Annotated in this window: 19 protein-coding genes; 5 read left to right on the top strand and 14 right to left on the bottom strand. The window is 60.8% G+C overall.

Annotated features, from left to right (window positions below; all coding sequences use genetic code 11):
* Window positions 1-43 precede the first annotated feature (43 nt).
* The 9 genes from radA to rpsF all read right to left on the bottom strand — a co-directional run bounded on the left by radA (window position 44) and on the right by rpsF (window position 6,841).
* Complete coding sequence (radA, locus tag LG281_RS04355) at window positions 44-1,441, bottom strand: DNA repair protein RadA (protein ID WP_404404720.1); 1,398 nt, start codon at window positions 1,439-1,441, stop codon at window positions 44-46.
* Between the two features lie 99 nt (window positions 1,442-1,540).
* Window positions 1,541-2,674: an alanine racemase gene (gene alr, locus LG281_RS04350; protein WP_404404718.1), complete on the bottom strand. Its 1,134-nt coding sequence runs from the start codon at window positions 2,672-2,674 to the stop codon at window positions 1,541-1,543.
* Window positions 2,675-2,806: 132 nt separating this feature from the next.
* Window positions 2,807-3,016, bottom strand: a complete 210-nt coding sequence (locus tag LG281_RS04345; protein ID WP_404404716.1) for a hypothetical protein — start codon at window positions 3,014-3,016, stop codon at window positions 2,807-2,809.
* A gap of 2 nt (window positions 3,017-3,018) precedes the next feature.
* Window positions 3,019-3,465 carry a type II toxin-antitoxin system VapC family toxin gene (locus LG281_RS04340; RefSeq protein ID WP_404404714.1) on the bottom strand — a complete coding sequence of 149 codons (447 nt, stop codon included), beginning with the start codon at window positions 3,463-3,465 and terminating at the stop codon, window positions 3,019-3,021.
* Window positions 3,462-3,716, bottom strand: a complete 255-nt coding sequence (locus LG281_RS04335; RefSeq protein WP_404404712.1) for a type II toxin-antitoxin system Phd/YefM family antitoxin — start codon at window positions 3,714-3,716, stop codon at window positions 3,462-3,464. Before LG281_RS04335 ends, LG281_RS04340 begins: the two co-directional genes overlap by 4 nt.
* Before the next feature lie 72 nt (window positions 3,717-3,788).
* On the bottom strand, window positions 3,789-5,282 hold the full coding sequence (locus LG281_RS04330; protein WP_404404710.1) for a replicative DNA helicase: 1,494 nt from the start codon (window positions 5,280-5,282) through the stop codon (window positions 3,789-3,791).
* 194 nt (window positions 5,283-5,476) lie between these two features.
* On the bottom strand, window positions 5,477-6,085 hold the full coding sequence (gene rplI / locus LG281_RS04325; RefSeq protein WP_404404708.1) for a 50S ribosomal protein L9: 609 nt from the start codon (window positions 6,083-6,085) through the stop codon (window positions 5,477-5,479).
* A gap of 107 nt (window positions 6,086-6,192) precedes the next feature.
* A complete protein-coding gene (gene rpsR / locus LG281_RS04320) occupies window positions 6,193-6,447 on the bottom strand; it encodes a 30S ribosomal protein S18 (protein WP_231802639.1) in 255 nt (84 codons plus the stop codon).
* A 19-nt stretch (window positions 6,448-6,466) separates the two neighbouring features.
* Window positions 6,467-6,841 (bottom strand): 30S ribosomal protein S6, encoded by a 375-nt coding sequence (gene rpsF / locus LG281_RS04315; RefSeq protein WP_404404706.1) that lies wholly within the window; start codon window positions 6,839-6,841, stop codon window positions 6,467-6,469.
* 277 nt (window positions 6,842-7,118) lie between these two features.
* Between rpsF and LG281_RS04310 the strand changes: the two genes are divergently transcribed.
* Window positions 7,119-7,241 carry a hypothetical protein gene (locus LG281_RS04310; protein ID WP_404404704.1) on the top strand — a complete coding sequence of 41 codons (123 nt, stop codon included), beginning with the start codon at window positions 7,119-7,121 and terminating at the stop codon, window positions 7,239-7,241.
* On the opposite strand, the gene LG281_RS04305 is transcribed toward LG281_RS04310, so the two are convergent.
* The gene (locus tag LG281_RS04305; RefSeq protein ID WP_404404702.1) at window positions 7,224-7,508 is read right to left on the bottom strand and encodes a DUF1127 domain-containing protein; all 285 of its coding nucleotides are present in this window, start codon (window positions 7,506-7,508) and stop codon (window positions 7,224-7,226) included. The genes LG281_RS04310 and LG281_RS04305 overlap by 18 nt on opposite strands.
* A gap of 113 nt (window positions 7,509-7,621) precedes the next feature.
* Here LG281_RS04305 and LG281_RS04300 point away from each other — a divergent pair, with 113 nt between their 5' ends.
* Complete coding sequence (locus LG281_RS04300) at window positions 7,622-8,488, top strand: LysR family transcriptional regulator (protein WP_404404700.1); 867 nt, start codon at window positions 7,622-7,624, stop codon at window positions 8,486-8,488.
* 295 nt (window positions 8,489-8,783) lie between these two features.
* Here LG281_RS04300 and LG281_RS04295 read toward each other — a convergent pair whose 3' ends face one another.
* Window positions 8,784-10,073 (bottom strand): surface lipoprotein assembly modifier, encoded by a 1,290-nt coding sequence (locus LG281_RS04295; protein ID WP_404404698.1) that lies wholly within the window; start codon window positions 10,071-10,073, stop codon window positions 8,784-8,786.
* Between LG281_RS04295 and LG281_RS04290 the strand changes: the two genes are divergently transcribed.
* Window positions 10,057-10,278 carry a hypothetical protein gene (locus LG281_RS04290; RefSeq protein ID WP_404404696.1) on the top strand — a complete coding sequence of 74 codons (222 nt, stop codon included), beginning with the start codon at window positions 10,057-10,059 and terminating at the stop codon, window positions 10,276-10,278. The two genes, LG281_RS04295 and LG281_RS04290, sit on opposite strands and share 17 nt — an antisense overlap.
* Window positions 10,279-10,369: 91 nt before the next feature.
* Here LG281_RS04290 and LG281_RS04285 read toward each other — a convergent pair whose 3' ends face one another.
* Both LG281_RS04285 and LG281_RS04280 read right to left on the bottom strand, forming a co-directional pair.
* Window positions 10,370-11,164 carry a transferrin-binding protein-like solute binding protein gene (locus LG281_RS04285; RefSeq protein WP_404404694.1) on the bottom strand — a complete coding sequence of 265 codons (795 nt, stop codon included), beginning with the start codon at window positions 11,162-11,164 and terminating at the stop codon, window positions 10,370-10,372.
* Between the two features lie 193 nt (window positions 11,165-11,357).
* On the bottom strand, window positions 11,358-12,137 hold the full coding sequence (locus LG281_RS04280) for a transferrin-binding protein-like solute binding protein (RefSeq protein WP_404404692.1): 780 nt from the start codon (window positions 12,135-12,137) through the stop codon (window positions 11,358-11,360).
* A gap of 556 nt (window positions 12,138-12,693) precedes the next feature.
* On the opposite strand from LG281_RS04280, the gene LG281_RS04275 reads away from it, so the two are divergent.
* Together LG281_RS04275 and LG281_RS04270 are read left to right on the top strand one after the other, a co-directional pair.
* Window positions 12,694-14,787, top strand: a complete 2,094-nt coding sequence (locus LG281_RS04275; RefSeq protein ID WP_404404690.1) for a molybdopterin-dependent oxidoreductase — start codon at window positions 12,694-12,696, stop codon at window positions 14,785-14,787.
* Complete coding sequence (locus tag LG281_RS04270; protein WP_404404688.1) at window positions 14,784-15,782, top strand: DUF1624 domain-containing protein; 999 nt, start codon at window positions 14,784-14,786, stop codon at window positions 15,780-15,782. The genes LG281_RS04275 and LG281_RS04270 overlap by 4 nt, the downstream gene beginning before the upstream one ends.
* Here the strand turns inward: LG281_RS04270 and LG281_RS04265 are convergent.
* Window positions 15,779-16,543 (bottom strand): sulfite exporter TauE/SafE family protein, encoded by a 765-nt coding sequence (locus LG281_RS04265; protein WP_404404686.1) that lies wholly within the window; start codon window positions 16,541-16,543, stop codon window positions 15,779-15,781. The genes LG281_RS04270 and LG281_RS04265 overlap by 4 nt on opposite strands.
* Window positions 16,544-16,591 lie beyond the last annotated feature (48 nt).

The following is a 16,591-nucleotide window of genomic DNA, read 5'->3' as shown; positions in this document are numbered from 1 at the left end:
CGTTTAGCGTTTCTGTTGCATAAAGCCAAGTGTTGGCGAGGCTTTACGCGTCTTCACCCACAGGTTGGGCGTCTCCTTTGGCTGCAATGCGGCCAACCAGTGCCGCGAGCGCGGAAAATTCCTCCACCCGGACCCCGTCGGCTCGCTCGCCGTCTCCGAGCTTGGCGGTATGGACGATCCCGAAGCCCAGCTTGGCCGCCTCGCGTACCCGCAGGTTCGCATGGACCACCGGCCGTACGCCGCCTGAAAGGCTCACTTCGCCGAAATAGACCGCATCGGGCGGCAGCGGTGCATTGGTCAGCGAGGAAATCAGCGCCGCGGCAACCGCAAGGTCTGCCGCCGGTTCGTTGACTTTAAGCCCACCCGCGACGTTGAGGTAGATATCGTTCGCCCCGATCCTCACGCCGCACCGCGTCTCGAGCACGGCGAGCACCATCGAAAGCCGGCTCGAATCCCACCCCACGACCGCACGCCGCGGCGTGCCGAGCGGGGAGGGGGCGACAAGCGCCTGGATTTCAACGAGCACCGGCCGCGTCCCCTCTATGCCCGCAAACACAGCCGATCCTGCCGCTCCGGTATCGCGCTGATCGAGGAACAGCGCCGAAGGGTTCGGCACTTCGCGCAGTCCCGATCCGATCATCTCGAAAACGCCGATCTCGTCGGTCGCCCCGTACCGGTTCTTCACCCCGCGCAGAATGCGGTAGGTGAGCGACGTATCCCCTTCGAAATACAAGACCGCATCGACCATGTGTTCGACGACCCGCGGTCCGGCGATTTGCCCGTCCTTGGTGACATGCCCCACGATCACCACCGCCGAACCGGATTTCTTGGCGAACCGCGTCAGCGCCTGCGCCGAGGTGCGCACCTGCGTTACCGTCCCCGGTGCGCTTTCGATTCGTTCGGTCCAGCAGGTCTGGATGGAATCGATAATGACGAGGTCGGGCGCCTTGCCCTTTTCGAGCGTCGCGAGAATCGTCTCGACATGGGTTTCGCTGGCCAACTCCACCGGCGCCTCGGCAACCCCCAGCCGCGACGCGCGCAGCCGCACCTGCGCAATCGCTTCTTCTCCCGAGATATAGATCACCCGCTTGCCTTGGCTCGCCAGCGCGGCGGCGGCCTGCAGCAAAAGCGTCGATTTCCCGATCCCGGGATCACCTCCCACCAGCGTTGCCGAGCCCATCACGAAGCCACCGCCCAAGACCCTGTCGAGCTCGGAATTGCGCGTGACGATCCGGATTGCATCCTCGCTCTCGCCCGAAAGTGGCACCAGCTCCACTGGCCGCCCCGACGCCTTCGCCGATTTGGGTCCAGCGCCGACCCCCGAGGTCTCGACCTCTTCGACGATGGTGTTCCATTCCCCGCAGGCATCGCACCGCCCGGCCCAGCGGGGGGTGACGTTGCCGCATGCCTGGCAGATGAATGTGGATTTGAGTTTGGCCATGGCGGGTTCCGGTTACGTCAGGCCCATGTAACAGACAAACGGTGTCTCAACAAGAACAAATAAAGAACATGCGCGAGAAAGATGCCGAAATATGGCGCTTCAGTCCACCTCGATCCCATCGGGCACATTCACATACCGGCGTGGAAACCGTCCGTTGAACTGGGTGAGGATTTCGTAGCCGATCGTCCCGGCTGCCTCGGCCACATCGTCGATCCCGATCGTCTCGCCCAGGACCTCGACGGTGTCGCCCGCCCCGACGGGCGCCTCGATGTCGGTGATATCGACCGCCGTCATGTCCATCGAAACCCGGCCCACAATCGGCGCGATCTGCCCTCCGATCGCGACGGCCCCGCCCTTCTGGCCGGGCACGCCCGAAAGCGAGCGGAAAAGTCCGTCCGCATACCCCATTGCGATGATCGCAAGCCGCGAATCCCGCCGCAGCCGGTACGAGGCGCCATAGCCCACCGTCTCTCCGATGCGCGCGGATTTGGTCTGTAGCACCGGCACTTCCATGCGGATTACCGGGGCCATCGGGTTGGGCCGTCCGTTGATCGCGCGTCCGCCGTAAACCGCAATGCCGGGCCGCACCATCTGGAAATGGTAGTCCTTGGACGCCATCAGCCCCGCCGAATTGGCGAGCGAGGCGGGGATGTTGGGGAAATGATTGCGGAGCCCCTGAAACAGCCCGTACTGCTTGCGGGTCATTTCATGCTGCGGCTGGTCGGCGCAGGCGAGGTGGCTCATGATCATCTGCGGCTCGAACCCCGACCGCTTAAGCGCATCGGCCACCTGCTCAGCCTCACTCATCCTGAATCCGACGCGGTTGAATCCGGTGTCGAAATGCAGTGCCGCCGGTTCGGCCCTTCCGACACTCAGACAGTATTGCAGCCATTCTTCGAGTTGTTCGAGTGCGGCAAGCACCGGCATCAGCCCATGCTCTGCATAGTCCCGCGCCGTGCGAGGCAGGAGCCCGTCGAGCACGAACACATGCGCCTGCGGCACAGCCGCTTTGAGACTCAGCCCCTCGTCAGGCGTCGCAACGAAGAAAAACCGGGCCCCCGCCTTAAAGAGCGTGCGCGATACGGCCTTGATGCCGGTGCCATAGGCATCGGCTTTGAGCACGGCACCCGTCAGCGCATCTGCCGCAACCGTATCGAGCGCTCGCCAGTTCCGCGCGATCGCATCCAGATCGATCTCGATACCGCCGCCGAGCAATGTGCAATTTCGAATCATTGAACCCCAAGCGTTTTCAAGAAAAGTGGATACCACTTTTCAGGTCCGACCCTAAGGGCCGCGCAAGCGAAAACGCGACAAGACAAAAGACATGCCGCCGGTCACGAGACATGGACCAGCGTGGGGACAACTTCAAGGCATGGAGATATTTATCGTCGCAAGCTCACCCGAGAGCTGACGCACAGCCTTTATCGCCTCGCGCTCGGCGTCCTTGAGCTCGGTCCCGAACGGAACTTCGAGCCCGAGGCGTTTGGACGGATCGTCCGCCCAAACGAACGAGACGTAAGACTTCCTGGCGCCAAGGTCGTGGCTGAGATGGGTGACGGTGAGCTTGCTTGCCATGATTAGGTTCCCAAGTGCAATTGTGCTGAACTGTCCCAAGGGTTGATAATAGGAACGCCGGTTGTTTCGAAATCGGCAATATTCCGCGTAACAATGGCCATCCCATGAACGATGGCTGTTGCGGCTATGAGGGCATCCCGTTCGGGCATGGGGGCCGGCACATGCAGCTTGGCGCAACGCAGCGCAACCGCGGGATCGACGGACAACGTCCGCTCGGAAAACTCCGGCAAGACATGGCTTTGCATCCACGCGCGGAGTAGTGCGCCCTGATCGGCATCTTTCCGTTCCAATCGAAGAATGCCCAACTCCAGTTCCATAAGCGTAATCGCCGACACATAGAGATCGGACGCATCAACGCCTTCCGACCATGCGGCGACGCCAGGCGCTGCCTTTCCGAACCGGACCTTGCGGAGCTCGGAAACGACATTGGTGTCAAGCAGGAGCATCAATCGAAATCCGCGGCGTTCGGAAGCTCCCGAGACCGGGGAAATTCAATATCGATATCGGCGGCGCCGGGCATGGCTAGCGCATCGGCAATATTGCGCCGCTGCTTGGTGAGGCGTTGATACTCCTCAATGCTCATAAGCACATGCGCAGGCTTGCCACGGTCGGTGATGAACACCGGACCGTGCTTGGCCGCCTTCTTGGCGCGGCCGATATCGTGATTGAGTTCGCGGCTTGTGAGTGTGGTGATCGGCATGAGAGTTCCCACCAGAGTCGAATGTAGTTACATTACTACAACGTTGGGGGAGCTACAAGCGTAGGCCCCAAGCTACTCAAACCGCTCGGGCAGGTAATCCTCCCGCGCCAAATTCGAGAACCGCGTCAAATTCGCCTCGAAGTGCAGCTGCACCGTGCCGGTGGGGCCGTGGCGCTGCTTGGCGATGATGACTTCGGCGCGCCCGTGTACCTTTTCCATCTCGGCCTGCCATTCGAGATGTTCCTGCGTGCCTTCCTTGGGCTCTTTGTTCTTGAGGTAGTATTCCTCGCGATAAACGAACAGCACGACGTCCGCGTCCTGTTCGATCGAGCCCGATTCACGTAAGTCAGCGAGCTGCGGATGCTTGTCGTCGCGCGCTTCCACTTGGCGCGAGAGCTGCGACAGCGCAATGATCGGCACTTCGAGTTCCTTGGCTAGCGCCTTGAGCCCGGTCGTGATTTCGGTCAACTCCTGCACGCGGTTTTCACCCGCGCGCTTGGAGGAGCCCGAGAGAAGCTGCAAGTAGTCGACGATAAGAAGGTCGAGCCCCTTCTGTCGCTTCAGGCGCCGCGCCCGCGCCGAAAGCTGGGCAATCGAGATGCCGCCGGTATCGTCGATATAAAGCGGCACCTGAGCCATGAGGTTCGAGGTGTCCACCAGCTTGGCATACTGGCTTTCATGGATATTGCCGCGGCGGATATCGGCCGAGGAGATCTCCGACTGTTCGGCGAGAATACGCGTTGCAAGCTGTTCTGCGCTCATTTCGAGCGAAAAGAACCCGACGACCCCCCCATTGATCGTCTTCATATGCCCATCGGGCATCGGCTCGGATTTGTAGGCCTTGGCCACCGAAAACGCGATATTGGTTGCAAGCGAGGTCTTGCCCATAGCTGGACGCGCGGCGAGGATAATCAAGTCCGAGCGCTGCAACCCGCCCATGAGCCTGTCGAGATCGGTCAGCCCCGTCGCCGTGCCGGAAAGCGAGCCGTCGCGGCTATAGGCCTCGCCGGCCATATTGATGGCTTCGATGAGCGCTTGGTTGAAGCCCTGGAACCCGCCATCGTACCGGCCCTTCTCGGCCAGATCGAACAGCCGCTTTTCGGCTTCCTCGATCTGCTTTTGCGCGGACGTCTCCACATCCGCATTATACGCGGAGTCCATAACCTCTTCCCCGATCAGAATCAGATTCCGCCGGATCGCAAGATCGTAAATCGCCTGCCCATAGTCCGCTGCGTTGAGCACCGTCGTCGCCTCGGCGGAAAGCCGGGCGAGGTACTGCGCCATCGTCACGCCTTCGATGAGATTGTCGGGCAGGTAGGTCTTGGCGGTGATCGGCGTCGCGGTCTTGCCGGTGCGGATGATCTTGCCGCAGACTTCGAAGATCTCACGGTGGATCGGCTCATAAAAATGGATCGGCTCAAGAAAGTCCGAAACGCGGTAGAAGGCTTCGTTGTTGACCAGAATCGCGCCCAGCAGGGCTTGCTCCGCCTCGATGTTGTGCGGAGCCACTTTGATGCTGGGTTCAGACTCAGCCTGTAGGGGCGCAAGGCGCCGTACCGCTTCCATCACACGCTCTTGGAAAATAAGAAAGGCACGCTTTCTTAACCATCATCGCCCTGCACGGCGCAAGCTTGACGTGCAGGAAAAATGATACCTGATTCGCGGCCCTGTGAAGTGCGGGTAAAACTGGAATGGTTCATAGCAAAAAGGCCGGACGTTTGGTCCGGCCTTTTTGATTCGGTCTGGGTCGGAACGACGCCTTACGCGTCTTCCTGACGCTCCAGCTCTTCTGCTGCTGCGGCATCCTCGGCTTCGCTGCCTTCCTCGACACCTTCGCCCTCGCCCTCGATCAGCGTGCTTTCTTCCTCGTCGTCATAGCTCTTGACGGTGAGGTCTTCGCCGTGCGCCTGACGCTCGGCCTCGTCGGACGAGCGCGCGACGTTGACGGTCACGTGGATCGAAACTTCCGCATGCAGGTTGATGGTCACCTCATGCAGGCCGACGGTTTTGATCGGGCCGGCCAGATCCACCTGATTGCGTTCGATCTTGGCGCCGTCCGCGATCAGCGCTTCGGCGATATCGCGAGCCGAGACCGAGCCATAGAGCTGGCCGGTTTCACCGGCCTGACGCACCATGACGATGGTTTTGCCTTCGAGCGAAGCTGCGTTCTTTTCGGCATCCGAGCGGCGCTCGGCGTTACGCGCCTCGATCGCGGCGCGTTCGGCTTCGAACTTGGCGCGGTTGGCTTCCGAAGCGCGCAGCGCCTTGCCCTGCGGCAGAAGGAAGTTACGGGCAAACCCGTCCTTGACCGACACTTCGTCGCCGATCGTGCCGAGACGGCCGATGCGTTCAAGCAGAATGACTTTCATGATTTTTCTCCAATGCTGTCCCGCCGGGAGTGGCGGTTAGAGCGTCCGGACCATTCCGAAGCGCCCAACGCTGGCGGCGCACACGCGGCGCACCGCCAGTCAAAGCCTTATTTCACAGCGAACGGCAGAAGGCCAAGGAAACGCGCGCGCTTGATGGCACGTGCGAGTTCGCGCTGCTTCTTGGCCGAAACAGCAGTGATGCGCGAGGGGACGATCTTGCCGCGCTCAGAAACGTAGCGCTGCAGCAGCCGCACATCCTTGTAGTCGATCTTCGGCGCATTGGCGCCCGAGAACGGGCACGTCTTGCGGCGGCGCTGGAACGGGCGGCGGGTCTGGGTGGTGGTGAGATTGCGAATAGCCATTTCTCAAGAACCTTTCTTCTTACGACCGGCGCGGGCCGCGGGGTCCGCGATCGCCGCGGTCCGAGCGCTCGTCGCGCTTCTGCATCATCACCGACGGGCCGTCTTCGAGCGCGTCGACGCGGATGGTCATGAAGCGCAGCACGTCTTCATTGATGCGCATCTGGCGCTCCATCTCGGCGACGGCAGCGGCCGGCGCGTCGATGTTCATGAGCGTGTAGTGCGCCTTACGGTTCTTGTTGATCCGGTAGGAGAGCGACTTCACCCCCCAATATTCGGTCTTGGCGACCTTGCCGCCATTTTCCGAAAGGAGGTCGGAATAGGTCTTGGTCAGATCTTCGACCTGCTGCGCGGAAACGTCCTGGCGCGACAGGAAGATGTGCTCGTAAAGGGGCATTGAGTGCCTTTCGTTTAAGCGTTAGCAACGACACATCCATCGGCGCGGAGCCTCCTTGATGCCTTGCGAAAGGCCATCAAAGGTTCATCGAAAGAGCGGGAACACTGGAGGACGGACCACTTGACTACCGGTCCATTGGCGAAACAATACACCAACCCTCCGTTCAGCCCCCGGCCGGACGAATGCTGGGCGGTATCTATAGCGGGAAAGCGCGGAAGGCAAGGCAATTGTGAGGTTCCCGTACAATTGACCGGAATAGTCTCCAACGAGAACGCCAATGACACCCATCCCCAAACTCACGCGCACGGAATTCCTTGCGCTCCATGGCGTCGGACCCGGATCGCTTCCGCCGGTGCTCGACGCCATGGAGAAGGCGGGACTTTCATTTGCGGGTGAATAGCGCGTCCTCCACCGCGGACCGGGTGACCCCGATATCCTTGAGCTGCCAGTCCTCCATATCCTTCAGGTCCAAAAGTGCCTTCCGGTGCCTGCGCTTGCGCTTCCAGGCCTGCGCAAGATCGACGATTTTCGCGGCAGTTTTGCCGAGGCGGGAGGGGTGCTGCTCGGCATGGGGTTGGGCATTCGTCATGGTTGCCGTCAGCACAGCCTTGCCGATCCAGAAGAACGGGCTCCGTTCGATATAGCGATTACGCTCGATCATGGTCATAATCAAATCCTCTCGATTGATCATGACAAAACCATCGCTCATTTCGATTAATTGATCTAACGAATGTTTTTTGATATAAGCATCGAAATTTCTAATGATATGGAGGCGGGGCCTTGTTTTCCCTCGATCCGGACTTTCTGCGTACCTTCCTGGCGATCTCTGAAACCGGCAGTTTCGGTGCTGCCGGCGCGCGCATCAACAAGACTCAGTCAACTGTCTCGGCCCAGATGAAGCGGCTTGAGGAAATCCTTGGCGTTGCGCTTTTCGAAAAGGACGGGCGCCGCAACGTGCTCACCGCCGATGGCCGGAAGCTTATGGAATATGCGGCGTCCATGGTTCGCCTCAACGACGAGGCCGTAAACGCCTTCCGTCCGCCCGAGGTGAGCGGAACCATCCGTATTGGGGCCGTCGACGAATACGCCCAGGCCTTTTTCCCCGAGGCGCTTTCGACCTTTTCGGTCAGTCATCCGTCCGTTCAAGTCGACGTCATGACCGGCACCACCCGGCAGCTGCGTCCGAAGGTCGACGATGGCACGCTCGATGCGGCGATCGTCTCGTGCTATCCCGACGACGGGAATATGGAAACGCTACGCGTTGATCGTTTGCACTGGATCGGCGCGCCGGGACGCACGCTGCATTTCGAGGATCCAATCCCGCTTTCGACCTGGTCGGACGGCTGCTCATGGCGCGAGGCCGGTGTTGCCGCGCTCGCCAGGGCAGGACGGCAATGGCGCATCGCCTTTTCCTCTTCGAACGCATCGCTGCTCTCGGTCACCGTCCGCAACGGGCTGGGCATCACCATCGCCCCGCGCTGGTTCGTTTCCGAGGGCTTGACGATCCTTTCCGATCTGGATGCCCAGTGTCCGTTGGTCGATGCCAATATCGGCATCAAGCGCCGGGCTGGCAGTGAGGATGCCGCGCTTGAGACCTTCCTCTCGCACCTGCGCCGCCAGTTCGCTTCCCCGGCGGTTGCAGCGTAAATCCTGAAAGCTCGTCCGTAAGCACGTGAGCATCGAACCGCAGGAAAACTGCCATTTGCAGGCCGATATGGTGCTTGTGACGCAGTAGTCGCGAGTGTCATTGAGAATGACGGGTTACTGCATCCTCCCCTCCCGTCATCACCCGGCTCGTCCGGGTGATCCAGTCCAGCATCTGCGCCAGACACGGCATCATGAAGAGTCTTCCGCGCGCCAGACGGCGCGCCGCTGGATCACCCGGATAAACCGGGTGGTGAGTTGGGAAACCCGCCATTTTCAATGACGCTGGCCAGTAGGACTAAAAGCTCGTCCGTAAGGTGAGCCCGATATCGTGGCTGTCGTAGTCGTAATAGACGTTGTCCGACCAACTCCGTGTGTACTGATAATAGATCGATGGCATCACCGGCCCGATCGCGAATTCGCGGTGGCTGAGATCGATCTTTCCGGTCGCGAATGTGTCGACCTGATCCGGTCCCAACGAGAGCGGGGGCGGGCGGTTATGAAAGCGCCTCCCCAGCGTGCCTTCCAGCCCCACCAGCAGTCCGTCCCACAACAGCGTGTCGAGTCGCCCGCGCGCGCTCACCTCGAAGGTGCGCAACGCGGCATCGTCGGTGTGCTCGAACTCCACGTCGAGCGCCGTCGTCAGCGTCATCGTCTCGCTGAGAATGGTCGATAGCGCCACCGATCCATCGATCGCATAGCCGCTCCGGCGCGTGTCCTCGGGCCGTTCGAGCGCGGCGAAGGTCAACTCGAGCGCCAGCCGCTGCCGTTCCGAAAGCGCAAGCGACGCCCTGTTGCGCAGCCCGATTTCGGTAAGCGTATGCACGTTATCGGTCAATCCGATCCGTCCATAGGGTGCGGTCACATAGGTCGTGTCCGCGTCCCGCCGGAAGGTGAGCGGCAATTCGGCGGTGAAATAGGGCTCGAATTGCTTGTCGACGGTCGAATACCGGATGTCGGTCCGCAGTACGCCGGTCAGATAGAGATCGTTCGTTCCCCAGAGCCTTTGGGCGACCGCGCCCCCGGCCTGGAAGATCACCCCCGATTGCCCCCGGGCCTCTTCGGGGATGATCCAGGGCAGCCCCGGAATGAGCTCGCTTTGCGAGGTCTGCCGGTTCGCGTTCGAGGAGGGCACAACGTTGAAATACCCGCTCACCGTCGGGCGGTACCGCGCTTCCTCGTTCTGGAGCAGTTGCAGCACCACATCGCGCTCCGGCCCCGGCGGCATGACCCCCGACAGCGCCCGCAGCCGCTCGGCGGCAACCTCATTGCGCCCCAATTGGCTGTGGCAACGGTAGGCGATCATATAGGCGGGAGCGAAAAACGGGATCGCGGTGATCACCGCATCGGCGAGCGTCGCCGCATCTGCGCACCGACCCTCTGTCTCGAGCCGGGAGGCGGCGACGAAGGCCGCAAGAATATCCCCGCGCCCTTCTCTGGCATCAACCTGCCGCGCGAGTGCCTCTGCCTGCACGAAATCATCCTCCGCCATGGCCTGGATAACGTCGGTAAGCGTTTGCGCATGTGCCGGGGGCGTGCACAAAATGAAACTGGCGAGGAGCGCGGCCAAAATGCCCGATTTGATCATATTTGTATTTCCCTTTACCCGCCGGTTAGCGCTGATGCCTGGTGATCTGGCCATAGGTTTCGCATCCGCCGTTATCGTCGATAAACCCGGCAAGCCGAGGGCGGCGAGAGCAGCGATGGCAGGGAAGGGAATGCGGGGCACGCAGGTTCTCCCGATTATTTTTTGTCGTTGGAAAGATCTCAACTATTCGATGAGAACACAATGAGCGCTGGCTGGTGTTGTGGTCCGGCCAGTCAGCGCTCGATACGTGCTAATGCCAGCCGGCGGCATCCGCGATTGGGCAAATGGCTATCCCGTTACTTTTTGCTGCCGTAGAGGTAGCCAACGTCCGGCGCGCTGTCGCCAGTGATGATTCCAGCCATCTCCGCAGCATCGGGGCCATAAAAATTGCCCAATACAGTGTTTGTCGAGGGGTAGATATCAAACGAACTGGCAAAACTATTGCCTGAAATTGAGCCGATGCCGGCACCCGTTGGAGCGCCTGCAAGGTCTTGGATATCAAACGCGATCGTTCCGGAATCGAAATTCGCTGTCGCATCCAAAGAACCGGTGCTGGAAGCGCCAAGGTGCCACTTGCCGGCGTAGGAGGCCGTCTGGTTCGGCATCGCATCAGCCGCAGTTAGGATGCCAGCGCGAACGCCAAAAATGCTGGCATTGTGATCCAGGTTGACGTCCCCGACAGCGACATTATCGCCAACGATCAGAGTTCCGACCTGGTTATTGTCGGCGCTATCGTGGAACTTAAAGGTCGAATAGTTTGTGCCCTTGGTAGTACTGAGACTGAACAACGTCATATCATAGGTCGTGCCATCCAGGGTTACGCTCAGAGTTTTTGGGGCATTCACGGACCCAATTGTAGTGGACCCAGCCATAGTGATGTTCGCCGTGCCGTTTGCTACTGCACCTTGAGAAAGGCGGGTAGTCTCAGCGTTCACGCCTTCGGCGAGCTGTTCGCGGAAGGTTTTCTCCGTCGTCGGATCGGGAGGCGGCGTAGCGCCGCCGCCATTGGTGCCGCCGCCCGAAGTGGTCGAACAGCCGGCCAAGGCCAGACTCGCAATAACAGGAAGGGTAAGAAAGCGCAGTTGGGTCAAGAGCGTATCTCCGATGCTTGTACCCCTGCGAGGCCGGATATAGGACGGAATCGCGCATCGGATCAAGTAAGCCACCGGCACGCGCTTCGAGCGCAGCGTTTTTAGGTGCACATGCAGTAAACGGCTTCTACGTATTTACCCTGTCCCGCTCAGGCGGGCGGGCGAAGCAGCCCGGCCCGCCGTCTGTGCCTGGCTATCTCTGGTGTCCGTAAAGAACGCCGTAAGTCGGATTGCCTCCGAAAACTTCCTCTCCCTCTATGACCCCGGCCATTTCCTGGCCGGTGGGACCGTAAAATTTGCCAGCCAGTTCGTTGTTCGATGGGCTGCCGCTAATGTTGACATCGAAGTTTGTGGCGAAAGCGTTGCCCGAAATCCCGCCGGCACCTGAGCCGACAGTTGATCCGGAACTGTTCTGAATATCGATGTTCATCGACCCTGCATCGAAATCGGCGGCGGCCGCGAACACACCGGAATCTGTAGGATCGCCATCCGCATGTCTGACTTCCCACGCGCCCTCGTAAATAGCGCTCAGGAGTGGCAAGCCGCTCGTCGGCGTCTCGACGCCACCATGCATGAGGTAAATGTCACCTGTAACGCCGTCTTCCACACCGGCGATTGCCATGTACTGCCCGGCGATCAGCGACGCCGAATCGGCTCCACCGGCGAACCGGTAATCGATATACTCTTGGCGGTTGACCCATTGCGGGTTGGTGAACGGGGTTTGCGAGGTTCCCGGAAGCTCATAAACCTCGCCGTTGACACCGACTTCGATAAGGCTGCCGCTGCGGGTCATCGATACCTCAGCGGGCCCGGCTCCGACCAGATTGCCGACTTTTCCCACCGAGCGGGCGGACATCCCGCTGGCGAGCGCGTCATAGACATCCGTTGTGCCGCCGCCGCCCGACATAAAACTGCAGCCGGCCAGCGCCATGCTCGCGAAAACGGAAAGAGTGAGAGAGCGAAAATGTGTCAAAAATGCCTCCAATGCGATGCCCCCCGCCGCGAGAAAAAAGACGCGCTTTATGCGTCGGGTCAAGTCCGTTACGGAGGATTTGCTTCGAGCGGCGCTTTTTCCGGGGCGCACACGCAGCGAAATGATTCCAGCATAAGCGCCACGCCAGTTCTAAAGAGGGGCGCGCCAACGTGTGCCTCCCGCAATTGGCCCGGTTTCCAGCGAAATCTGTCGAAACATCGTCGGGAAACGGTTCCGGCTCCGGCGAGTGCGATCCGGTTGAAGAGCATCCGGCGGCTGCCGCCATCGCCGGTGTTGCGCCTGGAAAAGAACAACCTCCACCATTTCGGTCTCGACAATGTGGAACCGCTATCCGCTTCATCGGCCAACAAAGCTACGTCGCGTCAATGGGTTATCCGAACCAACCGAATCTGTTCGCAAAAGCCTTGAATCAAGGTTTTAGCAAGTTGAATCAGTTTCCGATGTCGTCTTGATCAGAGAAATGAATGACTCGCCCAGCTGACAGGGCGGATATGCGGCCATAGAATGGCCACCAACCAAGGACACGCCTCACTCCATGAACAAGCCTGCCGCCCGCACCGCCCGTTCCGTCTGTCCGCACGATTGCCCCTCGACCTGCGCGCTCGACATCGACATCGTCGATGCAGGCACCATCGGCCGCGTGCGTGGTGCCAAGGACGACCCCTATACTGCTGGCGTCATCTGCGAAAAGGTCGCCCGCTACGCAGAGCGCGTCCACCATCCCGACCGGCTGCTCCATCCGATGCGCCGGACCGGCAGGAAGGGCGCAGGGCAGTGGGAACGGATTACCTGGGATGAGGCGCTCGACGAGATCGCTCGCCGTTTCCTCGAAATTGAGGTTGAGTTCGGCGCCGAAGCGATCTGGCCCTATTATTACGCTGGCACCATGGGCCATGTGCAGCGGGACGGCCTCAACCGCTTGCGCCGCGCCAAGGGTTACTCCGAGCAGTACGACACCATCTGTACCATGATCTCGTGGACCGGCTACATCGCCGGGACGGGGATGCTCACGGGCCCCAACCCCGAGCAAATGGCCGAAAGCGATGTTGTCGTCATCTGGGGTACAAACCCGGTCAATACACAGATCAACGTCATGACCCACGCCATCCGTGCCCGCCGCGAGCGCGGCGCGAAAATCGTGGTCGTCGATATCTATCACACCGCCACCATGGCGCAGGCCGACGTCCCACTCCTCATCCGCCCCGGCACCGACGGCGCTCTCGCGCTTGCGGTCATGCATGTCCTCTTGCGCGATAACCTCGCCGATATTGAGTTCCTTGAAACCCGCACCGATTTCGATCCGGGTTTCGCCGCGCACCTCGGCACCAAGACCCCGCAATGGGCTGCCGCGATAACGGGCCTCTCGGTGGAAGATATCGAAGCTTTCGCTCATCTCGTGGGCGCAAACCCCAAAAGTTATTTCCGCCTCGGCTACGGCTTCTCGCGCCAGCGCAACGGCGCGACCAACATGCACGCCGCGCTTTCGATCCCCGCCATGACCGGTGCGTGGAAACATCGCGGCGGCGGCGCCTTCCATTCCAACTCCGGCGCATGGGGTTTGGACAAGTCGTCCATCGTGGGGTCATCGTGGAAAAACCCCAATGTCCGCGCGCTCGACTTCTCCCGCATCGGCGCCATCCTCACCGGTGACACCAAAGCGCTCAAGAACGGCCCCCCGGTCAAGGCGCTTCTGATCCAGAACACCAACCCCATGGTGGTGACTCCCGATCACAACCTCACCCGCCAAGGCTTTGAACGCGAAGACCTTTTTACGGTTGTCCACGAGCAGTTCATGACCGAGACGGCACAGATGGCGGATATTGTCCTGCCGGCCACGACCTTTGTTGAGCATAACGATTATTATACCCGCGGTGGCCACACCCGTGTCCTTTTCGGTCCGAAACTGATCGATGCGCCCGGCGAGGCGCGATCCAACGATTGTGTCATTGAGGCCATCGCCGAAAAGGTGGGCGCGACCGACGCTGTGACCGGAAAAACCGACCGCGAGCTGGTTGCGGAGACCTTCGAAAAATCCGGCTATGGCAACCTCGACGAGATCGCCAAAACCGGCTTCGTCGATCGCGCGCTCCCCGACGAAAAGGCCCGCTTTTCCAATGGCTTCGGCTGGCCGGACGGCAAATTCCGCTTCAAGCCCGACTGGGAGGAAACCCGTATCAAACGCGGCACCGAATGGGTCTGCGATCCCGCCGAAATGCCTCGATACGCTGACTATGTGGACTGGAACGAGCCCACGAGCGCGAAACACCCCTTCCGCCTGACGACGAGCCCGGCCCGGACCTTCCTCAACTCCACCTTCGGTGAAACCCCCGGCAGCCAGAAGCGCGAAGGCGCGCCGTCACTGCTCATGCACTCCCAAGACGCTGAAAACCTTGGCCTTTCCGAAGGCAGCTACGTCACCGTCGGCAACCACCGCGGCGCGGTCGATTTGACGCTGAAACTCTTCGATGGCCTCCATCCCGGTGTCGTCGTCGCTGAAGGCCTTCACCCCCACAAGGCGCATAGAAAGGGCAGAGGAATCAATACCCTAATCGGCTCGGACCCCGTTCGCCCCTTCGGCGGCGCAGCCTTCCATGACGCCGCAGTCTGGATAAAGGCAACCAACGCGTGAGTGGCCTTACTGACCTCACAGGCGGCCCGCGGCGCCAGCGCCTTGCGGTCATCGACATCGCCCGCGGCCTCGCGATCCTCGCGATGGTCGTCTACCATTTCGCCTGGGATCTGGCCTACCTCCAGTTCATCGTGCTCGATCTGCGCGCTGAAATCGGCTGGGTGATTTTCCAAAAGCTCATCGTCGGCAGCTTCATCTTCTTGACGGGCATCTCGCTTGTCCTCGCCCACGGTGAAGCCATCCGCTGGCGCGCCTTCTGGCGCCGCTTCGCCTTGATCGTTGGCGCCGCGTTCCTGGTCACCGTCGGCACGCTTTTCTTCTCACCGAACGCCTTCGTCTATTTCGGCGTCCTCCACGCCATCGCGCTCTTCAGCCTGATGGGGCTGGCGTTCCTGCGCGCGCCGCTCTGGCTCGTCATCGCCCTCGGCGCCACCATCATCGTAACCTCGATCTCAGTCCAACACCCGCTTTTCGGTGAAAAAATCTGGTCCTGGATCGGCCTCTGGGATGAACCGCCTCCTGCCGAAGATCTCGTCCCTATCTTCCCTTGGTTCGGCGTTGCTCTCCTCGGTATCGCCTTTGCCCGCTGGGGCAGGGCCTCAGGCTTTTTCGACCGCCTTGCCACCATCCCGGCCGGGGGTGCCGCGGGTCGTGGACTCGCGAAAGCCGGCCGCTGGAGCCTCGTCATCTACCTCGCCCACCAGCCCATCCTCCTCGCCATCCTGATGGGCATCGCCGCGCTCACTAATCCCGGCGCCGCCATGCAGGCACGGCTTTTCACCCAAAGTTGCGAACAAAGCTGTCGGCAATCCGCAGGCGACGCAGCCTTCTGCACGGCTTATTGCGCCTGCGCCCTCGATGAGATCGAAGACAACGACCTCTGGCCGCTCGTCAACAACCCTTCCCGCACCCCCGACGAGGACCTGCGCCTCAACGAACTCGTCAACCAGTGCACGGCCGAGGTCGTCGAAGACCGCCTTGCACCGAGCGATTAGGCATATGTCGTCCAGAAGAAATACACCGTCAGCCCAATCCCGTAGACGATTACAAACCCCCGGATCGCTTTCGGCGGGACGAGATGCGAAAAATAGGCCGCAGCAAACCCACCGGCCACCGCTCCTGCCAGCGCCACCGATCCCTCGACCCACGCAAGTGATCCCGTCGCCGCAAACCGCACCACCGCCGTCACTGAGACGAGCGCCGAGATGAACAGCTTGAGCCCGTTCATCGCATGCACGTCCTCGAACCCCGCAAGGGCCAGATAGGCGAGAAGGATGATCCCGAGCCCGGCATTGAAGAATCCGCCATAAAACGAGATCGCCAGCAGAAGCGCCGCTAGCCCCAGCGCACCGGCCCGCGCTGCATGCTTAGCGCCGTTCGATCGCCCCCGGATCCAGCGATTGATCCGCTGCCCAAAAACATAAACCGTTACTGCGAACGCCATCAGCCACGGAATAATCGCCGCAAACTGAGCGTCGGAGGTCCGCATTAGTGTTTCCGCCCCCAGATACCCGCCAATGAGCCCTATTATGGCGTAAGCGATGAGCTTGTCCCGGTGAGGTGCGATATGCTTCCAATACCCCACCGTCCCGCTCACATAGCCGGGCAGGCACGCGTAGGTATTGGAGGCATTCGCCAGCACCGGTGGTACCCCGGCGAACAAAAGCGCCGGAAACATCACGAACGATCCGCCCCCGGCCAGAGAATTAATGGCGCCGCCGAGCACCCCGGCGGCAAAAAGCAGAATAAACGTCACGGCTTGATCTCTCAGTCAGACAGGCGAGCTATACGCTGCAGCGCAGCG

This window comes from Pelagibacterium halotolerans, assembly GCF_044811015.1.
Classification (GTDB): Bacteria; Pseudomonadota; Alphaproteobacteria; order Rhizobiales; family Devosiaceae; genus Pelagibacterium; species Pelagibacterium halotolerans_A.
This window is presented reverse-complemented; position numbering and strand designations above follow the sequence as displayed.